Origin of the sequence: Pseudoalteromonas sp. S3776, from assembly GCF_005886915.1 — a bacterium.
Taxonomy (GTDB): domain Bacteria; phylum Pseudomonadota; class Gammaproteobacteria; order Enterobacterales; family Alteromonadaceae; genus Pseudoalteromonas.
The window spans coordinates 1-488 of the sequence record NZ_PNCU01000242.1; the positions used below are offsets into that span (position 1 = coordinate 1).

Genomic DNA, 488 nt, shown 5'->3' on the forward strand with positions numbered 1-488 from the left:
TCTTCATTGGAGGAGCTGTCATCTTCACTGTTTGACTCACCAGAGTCTGTCTGGCTACCATCCAGGCCTTCGCTGTGGGTAGTGTTACCAATGCAATAATCAATGTCCGGCCTTAACTGAACACCATCGTGACTTCGTTCCTCATATTGCACCCTCACTTTACTCAGTTCATCGTCACTCTGAGTGGTATCCTCCAGTATCAACCATAGGGAGATCTCGTTCTCTTTGTACGTGTTGTCCTCTTCCCATTCGTCAGGTCTTTTTTTTCTGCGTAACAGCAACCCGGTTTCGTTCCGCTGGTTTGTGCTTCTACTGAATTTGTCATGCAGCTCTAATCCCTGCTGTATCTTCGATAAAACTGCCGACCAGGCATCATTTCCCGAAGTGACATTGGGGTTGCTCGTTACAGGTTCCTGGCCCGGACTGTATTTGATCCGGGAAACGGCTTGTGTATTCAGTCCGATCGCCAGCCCTGCTTTGGGTTGAAG

At 48.8% G+C, this 488-nt stretch carries 1 protein-coding gene; it reads right to left on the reverse strand.

The genetic code is table 11. From position 1 onward, the window contains the following. The coding region (locus CWC16_RS20170; protein WP_212747481.1) for a hypothetical protein at nucleotides 1-488 on the reverse strand (488 nt) is incomplete at both ends.